General features: G+C 71.0%; 8 protein-coding genes. 7 read left to right on the forward strand and 1 reads right to left on the reverse strand.

The genetic code is table 11. The features are described from left to right. Window positions 1-155: 155 nt before the first annotated feature. Window positions 156-1133 (reverse strand): NADP-dependent oxidoreductase, encoded by a 978-nt coding sequence (locus ABZX02_RS40650; RefSeq protein ID WP_355306908.1) that lies wholly within the window; start codon window positions 1131-1133, stop codon window positions 156-158. Between the two features lie 91 nt (window positions 1134-1224). Between ABZX02_RS40650 and ABZX02_RS40655 the strand changes: the two genes are divergently transcribed. The 7 genes from ABZX02_RS40655 to ABZX02_RS40685 all read left to right on the forward strand — a co-directional run. Then, window positions 1225-2097, forward strand: coding sequence for a LysR family transcriptional regulator (locus tag ABZX02_RS40655; RefSeq protein ID WP_355306910.1), 873 nt, complete (start codon window positions 1225-1227; stop codon window positions 2095-2097). A gap of 179 nt (window positions 2098-2276) precedes the next feature. Continuing rightward, window positions 2277-3011, forward strand: coding sequence for a GntR family transcriptional regulator (locus ABZX02_RS40660; protein ID WP_355306912.1), 735 nt, complete (start codon window positions 2277-2279; stop codon window positions 3009-3011). A 40-nt stretch (window positions 3012-3051) separates the two neighbouring features. After that, window positions 3052-3279: a 4Fe-4S dicluster domain-containing protein gene (locus tag ABZX02_RS40665; protein WP_355306914.1), complete on the forward strand. Its 228-nt coding sequence runs from the start codon at window positions 3052-3054 to the stop codon at window positions 3277-3279. A gap of 11 nt (window positions 3280-3290) precedes the next feature. Continuing rightward, window positions 3291-4598, forward strand: coding sequence for an ABC transporter substrate-binding protein (locus ABZX02_RS40670; RefSeq protein ID WP_355306916.1), 1308 nt, complete (start codon window positions 3291-3293; stop codon window positions 4596-4598). Beyond that, complete coding sequence (locus ABZX02_RS40675) at window positions 4598-5362, forward strand: ABC transporter permease (RefSeq protein WP_355306918.1); 765 nt, start codon at window positions 4598-4600, stop codon at window positions 5360-5362. Before ABZX02_RS40670 ends, ABZX02_RS40675 begins: the two co-directional genes overlap by 1 nt. Continuing rightward, window positions 5359-6015: an ABC transporter ATP-binding protein gene (locus ABZX02_RS40680; protein WP_355306920.1), complete on the forward strand. Its 657-nt coding sequence runs from the start codon at window positions 5359-5361 to the stop codon at window positions 6013-6015. The genes ABZX02_RS40675 and ABZX02_RS40680 overlap by 4 nt, the downstream gene beginning before the upstream one ends. Then, a partial coding sequence (locus ABZX02_RS40685; RefSeq protein ID WP_355306922.1) for a fumarate reductase/succinate dehydrogenase flavoprotein subunit occupies window positions 6012-8599 on the forward strand: 2588 nt, incomplete at its 3' end. The genes ABZX02_RS40680 and ABZX02_RS40685, both read left to right, overlap by 4 nt.

Below are 8599 nucleotides of genomic sequence, written 5' to 3' on the forward strand. Positions count from 1 at the left end.
ATCGTGCCCGTCACCGCCCCGATTCTCGTCTGGGACCCTGCAACCGCCGCTGTCTGAAGCCCGGCACGTACCCGTACGGCGTCCACTCATCGGCAGAAGCGGACGTTGCGTGCTCGGCGGGCTCGACAGCTGATGTGCAACAACATGCATGAGGCCTAGTTGTGGAGGCGCACCAGCATCTTCCCGGTGTTGGCCCCGGCGAGCACTCCCAGGAACGCCTCCACGACGGCGCCGATCCCGTCCACCACCGTCTCCTCCGCGCGCACCGCACCGCTGCGGACGTGCGGCACCAGGAAGCGTTCGAACCGCTCCCGCGCGTCGAGGTGCTCGCGGACCAGGAACCCCTCGACGCGCAGCGACTTGAACATGACGTCGGCCAGGTTGTGCGGTGCGGCCGGGGGAGCCGAGCTGTACTGGGCGATCGCGCCGGACCACGCGACCCGGCCGTGCGGGCGCAGCGCGTCGATGGCGGCGGCGAGGTGGTCGCCGCCGACGTTGTCGAGGTAGACGTCGATGCCGTCCGGTGCCGCCTTGGCGAGTTGCTCGCCGACCGGCGCCGCGCGGTGGTCGAAGGCGGCGTCGAAGCCGAGCTCCAGCAGGCGTTCGACCTTGGCGGCGGACCCGGCGCTGCCGATGATCCGCCCGGCGCCCAGGAGCCGGGCGATCTGCCCCGCCGCCGTACCCACGCCTCCCGCGGCGGCGGACACGAAGAGGTCCTCGCCGGGCTGCAGGCGGGCGATCCTCGTCAGACCGACGAACGCGGTCAGGCCCGTGCCGCCCAGCACGCCGAGGTAGGCGCTCAACGGCACACCGTCGGCCTGGTGCACGGGTCGGAGGTCCTCGGCGCCGACCACCGCGTGCGTCGCCCACCCGGCGCGGTGGAACACGGTCGTGCCGACCGGATACCGAGGTGATCGGGACTCGACGACCTGCCCGATCGCCCTGCCCTCCAGGCCCGCCTCGTCGGTGTCCATCAGCTGCCGCATGTAGGGGTCGACGGAGAGGTAGAGGTTCTCGACGAGGACCTGACCGTCGGTGAGGGCGGGCAGGTCCGCGGTGACGACGGCGAAGTCGTCCGCGCTGGGCGCACCCTGGGGGCGGCGTACCTGGCGGACGGCGAGGAATGTGCTCATACCGGGGAAGGTAGGGATTCCCGGACCGTGGGAGCAGAGGGCGGAGTCGATCGATCCGCGCGTTCCATGAGGCGTGTTCATGGATAGTGGCGTGGTGGACCTGAGCCCGTCCGAGCTGCGCCTGCTGATCGCCGTCGAGACCACCGGGAGCTTCACGGCGGCCGGCCGGGAGGTCGGGCTCTCGCAGTCCGCGGTGTCGCACGCCGTCCGGGAGTCCGAACGCCGGGTCGGTGCGGTGCTGTTCGAGCGCGGCCGCCGTGGCGCCACACCGACACCGGCCGGTGAACGGGCGCTCGTGCACGCCCGGCAGATCCTCCGCCAGCTGGAGCTCCTGCGCTCCGAGGCCCGCGGCGCGGCGTCGGGCTCGATCTCGGGTGTGGTGCGCGTCGCGGCCTTCCGCACCGCCGCCGCACACCTGCTGCCACCCGTGCTCGACCGGCTGACCACCCGCTTCCCCGAACTGCGGCCGCAGGTCCTGGTCGTGCCCGAACTGGGGCGCGGGACGGCGGGGGAGGTGGCCGACGGCCGTGCCGACCTCGCGATCGCCACCCTCGACGACCACGCGGAGCTCCCCGGTCTGCGGCACGGCGACCTGGTCACCGAGCCGTACCTGCTCGTGCACCCGGCGCACCACCCGGACCCGCGTGGTCTGCCGCTGCTCGACTGGCCGGAGAACTGCTCCTCCTACACCCGCCACTGGTGGGCCACTCAGGACTGGCTGCCGCCGCGCCGGCTGGAGGTGGCCGACGACAGCGTGGTGCTGTCGATGGTCGCGCAGGGCATCGGCATCGCGATCCTGCCGCGGCTCACCGTGCTCACCCCGCCGCCCGGTGTCACCGTCGTCGACCTCGGCCCTGGCCGCCCGACGCGCCGGCTCGTCCACGTGACCACCGGCGCCGCGAGGCACTCCCTCGCCGTGCGCGAGCTGATCCGGGAGCTGCGGACCTCCGTCGCACCGGCCTGATCCCTGTTCGGAGCACGAACTCCGTGCTATACCTCGTATTCAGAGGTTTCGGCCTGTTTCGCGGGGGTCCACATGATGGACTGGCGGAGCGGTCGTCTTTTGCCTGCTCGCCGCCCTGACCAGGCGGCGTAACACGAGCGTAACAAACTGATCGTCTCGTGCCGTCCATGCTGTGGGCCATGAACAGCAGCCCGCGACCAGCGCGGCGGTTGCGCGCCGACCGGGCGCGTCAGGCCGCCGACGTCATCCGCCAGCAGGTGGTGCGCCGTGCCTTCCCGGACGGTGTGCTGCCGGACGAACGGTTCCTCGCCGCCGAGTTCTCGGTGTCCCGCAACAGCATTCGCGAGGCACTGGACCTCCTGCGCGAGGAGGGGCTCGTCGAGCGCGTGCCCGGTGTCGGCACGGTGGTCGTGGCGGACAAGGTCGAGCACGGGCTGAACCAGTTGATGGGTCTCGCGGAAACCCTGCACGAGCAAGGAGAAGTCACCAACGACGTGCGGGCGGCGACCGTGATCCGGGCGCCTTCCTCGGTGGCGCAACGACTGCGGCTGCCGCCTGACGCCTCGGTGGTGTACGTGGAGAGGTTGCGGCGGCTAAACGGCCTGCCGTTGTCGCTGGACCTGACCTACCTAGCCCTGGACGTGGGGGAGCGGGTGCTCGGCGAGGACCTCGTCAACCGCGACCTCTTCTCGCTGATCGAGCAGACCTGCGGGCAGCGGCTCGGCACCGCGGCGGTGACGCTGGAGGCGGTGAACGCCGACCTGCACTCCGCGACGGTGCTGGAGGTGCCGCGCGGGTCGGCGCTGATGGTCGTGGAACGGCTCAGCCACTTCGCGGACGGCCGGCCGGTCGACCTCGAGTTCATCCGCACGCGCGGCGACCGCCTGACCATGCGTGCGGAAATCCGCCGCTAGCAAACCTCATATTTCCCACCACATTTCCTGGAGTTGAGTCATGGCTCTGGTCAACAACCGTGCCGACGTACCGGTCACGATCAACGAATCCCAGTGCATCGACGGCTGCCGGCTGTGCGTTGACATGTGTCCGCTCGACTCGCTGTCGATCAACCCCGAGACCGGCAAGGCGCACATGCACGTCGACGAGTGCTGGTACTGCGGCCCGTGCGCCGCGCGGTGCCCCACGGGCGCGGTGACCATCAACATGCCCTACCTCCTGCGGTGAAGGGACAAACGGTGAAGCGCGCGATTCTCGCGTCCGTCCTCCTGCTCGCCGCCTGCGGCACGGGTGAGGCGGCGTCCGGCGACGAGGTGCCGGTCGTCATCGGGTACCAGTCGAAGACGATCAACACGGTCACCGCAGGCACTTTGTTGCGGGACAAGGGGTTCTTCGAGCAACGGCTCGCCGAGCTCGGCAAGAAGACCGGCAAGACGTACAAGGTGGCGTGGCAGGACTACGACACCGGTGCGCCGATCACGGCGCAGATGATCGCCGGAAAGATCGACATCGGGTCGATGGGCGACTACCCGCTGCTGATCAACGGGTCGCGCACGCAGAAGCAGGGCGACCAGGGCACCCGGATGGTCGCCGTCACCGGGTACAACGCCCGCGGCGCGCTGAACATGGTCGTGGTGCCACCCGGTTCGCAGGCCCGGACGCTCGCGGACCTGAAGGGGCAGAAGGTGTCGGCGAGCGTGGGCTCGGCCGGGCACGGCACACTGGTGCGGGCGCTCGGGGACACCGAGGTGACGGTGGAGAACCAGCAGCCGTCCGTCGGGGCTTCGGCGCTGCAGTCGGGCAACGTCGCGGCGCTCGCGCAGTTCGTGGCGTGGCCGGGCCAACTCGTGTTCGCCAAGCAGGCCGAGCTGCTCTACGACGGCGCGGCGCTGAACCTGCCGACGTTGCACGGCACGGTCGTGCGCAACCCGTTCGCCCAGCAGCAGCCCGAGGTGCTGCGGGAGTTCCTGCGCGCGCAACTCGACGCGACGAAGTTCCTGCACGAGCAACCGCTGCAGGCGGCGGAGATCGTCGCCAAGGCCACCGGGCTGCCGGTCGAGGTCGTGTACCTCTACAACGGACCGAACGGCATCGCGACCTTCGACCTGTCGCTGAAGTCCTTGCTGCGACAGGCTTTGAAGCAGGACGTGCCCTTCCTCAAGTCGATCGGGAACATCGACGAGCTCGACGTGGACCGGTTCATCGACGACAAGCCGCTGCGCGACGTCCTGGAGCCGACCGAGGAACTCACGAACCCGGCCTCGCTGGGTGGTGACCCCAGGACGGCGAGCGAGGTGTGGTTCGACGGTGCGGCACCGCAGCCCGTCGCGTCGCCGACCGAGTTGCTGAAGTCGGTGCGCGACAGCGGGAAGAAGCTGCGGGTCGCGTACGTGCCGGACGCGGAGACGGGGACGCGGTGGTTCGCCGAGCACGCCCACTGGGTGCGGTCCGGTGCCGAGCTGCTGCCGTTCACGACCCGGGCCGCGGCGGCGAAGCGCGGCGAGGTCCTCACGTTCCAGCAGGCGATCGAGTCGGTGCAGAGGTGATGCGCTGGGTGGTGCGGATCGGGTCGCTGGCCGCGGTCCTGGCGCTGTGGCAGCTGCTGACCGCGTCGGACACGCGGGCCTGGCTGCGCTTCGACCAGCTGCCGACGGTCGTCGAGGTCGTCGAGCGGTTCGCGGTGCAGGTCGCCGCGGCCGAGTTCTACCACGACCTGGGCGCGAGCCTCGGGCGGATCATGGCCGGTTTTCTGCTCGCCGCCGCGCTGGGGGTCGCGCTCGGGGTGGTGATCGCCCGGTCGCGGTGGCTGGGCGACCTGCTGCGGCCTCCGCTCGAGGTGGTGCGGCCGATCCCGGCGATCGCGCTGGTGCCCATCGCGATCCTGCTGTTCCCGACCGACGAGCAGGGCATCGTGTTCATCACGTTCGTCGCGGCGTTCTTCCCGATCCTGGTGTCCACCCGGCACGCCGTGCGGGCGCTGCCGACGATCTGGGAGGACGCGGTCCGCACGATGGGCGCGAGCACCCCGCAGGTGCTGGTCCGCGTGGTGCTGCCGGGCACGCTGCCCGGTGTGTTCGGCGGTCTGTCGGTGGGCATGGGCGTGGCGTGGATCTGCGTGATCTCCGCCGAGATGATCTCCGGCCAGTTCGGCGTCGGGTACCGCACCTGGCAGGCCTACACCGTCGTCGACTACCCCGGTGTGATCGTCGGCATGGTCACGATCGGCGGGCTCGGCTACCTCACGTCCGCCGCGGTCGAACTGCTCGGTCGCCGGGTCACCCGGTGGTTGCCCAGGGAGGCGCTGGTATGAGCGTGCACGTCCGTTCGCTGACCGTCGGCTACGGCCGCGCCACGGTGCTGTCCGACTTCTCGCTCGACGTCGGCCCCGGCGAGTTCGTCGTGGTGGCGGGACCTTCCGGGTGCGGCAAGTCCACTTTGCTGCGTGCCGTCGCGGGACTCGTGCCGTTCACCGGGGCGATCACCGTGGCAGGGCAGGCGGTGCGCGGGCCGTCCCGCGACCGGGCGCTCGTCTTCCAGGACGACGGGCTGCTGCCCTGGCGCACCGCGGTGCGCAACGTCGAGCTGCCCCTGGCGTTGCAGGGCGTCCCGCGTGCGCAACGGCGGGCACGGGCGCTGGAGTGGCTCGACCGCGTCGGTCTCGCGGGGTTCGGGGACCACCTGCCGCGCGAGCTGTCCGGCGGCATGCGCCAACGCGTCCAGCTCGCCAGGACGCTGGCGCAGCAGCCGTCGGTCGTGCTGATGGACGAGCCGTTCGGCGCTCTGGACGCGCAGACCCGCGCGTCGATGCAGGACCTGGTGACCGAGGTGCTCTCCGGCACCACCACTCTGTTCGTCACGCACGACGTCGACGAGGCCGTGCTGCTGGGAGACCGCGTGGTCGTCCTCGGCACCGGTGAGGTCGAACGCCGCCGTGACGCGATCCTCGCGGCGGTGAAGGCATGACCATCGAACTGTCCTGCGACGTCCTGGTGATCGGCGGTGGCACGGCCGGTTCGATGGCCGCCATCACCGCCGCCGAGGCCGGTCGTGACGTCCTGCTGCTGGAGAAGGCCCACGTCCGGCACTCCGGCGCCCTCGCGATGGGCATGGACGGCGTCAACAACGCGGTCATCCCGGGCAAGGCGAAGCCGGAGGACTACGTCGCCGAGATCACCCGCGCCAACGACGGGATCGTGAACCAGCGCACGGTCATGCAGACCGCGACCCGCGGCTTCGACATGGTGCAGCGCCTCGAACGCTACGGCGTGAAGTTCGAAAAGGACTCGTTCGGCGAGTACCACGTGCGGCAGGTGCACCGGTCGGACAGCTACGTCCTGCCGATGCCCGAGGGCAAGGACGTCAAGAAGGTCCTGTACCGCGTGATGCGCGAACGACGGCTGCGGGAACGCCTGCGCATCGAGAACCGCGTGATGCCCGTCCGCGTACTGGTGCAGGACGGCCGAGCCGTCGGCGCTGCGGGCTTCCACACCCGCACCGGCGAGTTCGTCACGGTGTCGGCGGGCGCGGTGATCCTCGCGACCGGCGCCTCCGGACGTCTGGGCCTGCCCGCCTCCGGCTACCTCTACGGCACCTACGAGAACCCGACGAACGCCGGCGACGGCTACTCGATGGCCTACCACGCGGGCGCCGAGCTGTCGGGCATCGAGTGCTTCCAGATCAACCCGCTGATCAAGGACTACAACGGCCCGGCGTGCGCGTACGTCGGCAACCCGTTCGGCGCCTACCAGGTCAACTCGCTGGGGGAGCGGTTCGTCGACTGCGACTACTGGTCCGGCCAGATGATGGCCGAGGTCGCCGCGGAGATCGCCTCCGAACGCGGTCCGATCTACCTCAAGACGACGCACCTGCCCGAGGAGTCCATCGCGGCCCTGGAGGGCATCCTGCACTCCACGGAACGACCGTCGCGAGGGACGTTCCACAGTGGACGCGGGCACGACTACCGCACGCACGACATCGAGATGCACATCTCGGAGATCGGCCTGTGCGGCGGGCATTCGGCGTCCGGCGTGTGGGTGGACGAGAACGGCCGCACCACCGTTCCCGGCCTGTACGCGGCGGGCGACCTGGCGTGCGTGCCGCACAACTACATGATCGGCGCCTTCGTGTTCGGCGACCTGGCCGGTGCGCACGCCTCCGTCCACTTCGAACGCCCGGAAACACTTCCCGCCGACCAGGTGGCCGAGGCGCACGAACTGATCTTCCGGCACTCCCGGCAGCCGGACGGCCCGCCGCAGCCGCAGGTCGAGTACAAGCTGCGCCGCTTCGTGAACGACTACGTGGCACCACCCAAGAGCGAGACGAAGCTGACGCTGGCCCTCGAGGCGTTCGCCAGGATGGAGGCCGAGATCGCGGCGATGGGCGCCCGCTCACCGCACGAGCTCATGCGCTGCGTCGAGGTCTCGTTCATCCGCGACTGCGCGGAGATGGCGGCCGCGTCGTCACTGATGCGTGACGAGTCCCGGTGGGGGCTCTACCACTCGCGCGTCGACCTGCCCGAACGCGACGACGCCCGCTGGTTCCACCACCTCAACCTGCGCAAGAACGCCGATGGCGCCATGGAGTTCATCAAGCGTCCGGTCTCGCCCTACCTCGTCCCGGTCGACGGTGTGCCGCACCGGGCCGGCGTGGAGGAGTACCTCGGCGTGCGGTCGGTGAGCGTCGCAGCCGAGGTCGAGGAGGTGGCGCGGGAGGACACCGTGGTCGAGTCGGCGCGGGTGCTGGAGGTGCTGGCGCTGGCCGACTCGCAGCCGGCACTCGCCGACCTGGAGCCGTACCTCGCGGATCCGGACCCCGTGGTGCGAAGAGCGGCGGTCTCGGCGCTGACCGAGGCGGTGCCGCCGGGCTTCGAGTTCGCGCTCGTCACCGCCATGTCGGACGGCGAGACCAGGGCCGTCGCGGCGGCGGGCCTGCGCGAACTGGTCGAGGTCGTGCCGGCCTCGGAGGCGTTGCGCGAGGCGCTGGAGGTCTCGCCCGCGCGGGCGATCGCGCTGGAAGTGCTGTGGGCGTTGAAGCTGGGGACCGCCGGGGTCTACGCGGCCGGCCTCACCGACGGCGACCTGGAGGTGAGGCAGGCGGCCGCGCGAGGGCTGGTGGCGCTCGGAGAGGACGGCTCGCTGGCCACCGCGGCGAACGACCCGTCCCGGGAACTGCGGGTGCAGGTCGCCAAGGGCATCACGGACGTGACCGTCCTCGTCGGCCTGACCGCCGACGAGGACCCGTTGGTGCGCGCCGCCGCACTCGAAGCCGCGGAACGGGTCGGGCACCCGGCGTCGTTGAACGTCCGTGCCGGTGAACTGCGCGACGATCCCGCGTGGGAGGTCCGGGTCGGTGCCGCGAAAGCGCTCACCGAGCCCGACCTCGTGATCGGACTGGCGGGCGATCCCAACCTCGACGTCCGGAAAGCGGCGGTGCGCGCCCTGGCGCGGTGGGTGCAGGACCCGTGGGGGGGGCGGGCGGGGGTGAGGGGCCCCCCCCACCCCCCGGCCGCCCGGCGGGGCCAAGCCCCGCGGGGGGGGGGGGGTTTACG

It is taken from the genome of Lentzea sp. NPDC003310 (assembly GCF_040610935.1).
In the GTDB taxonomy this organism is placed as follows: Bacteria; Actinomycetota; Actinomycetes; order Mycobacteriales; family Pseudonocardiaceae; genus Lentzea.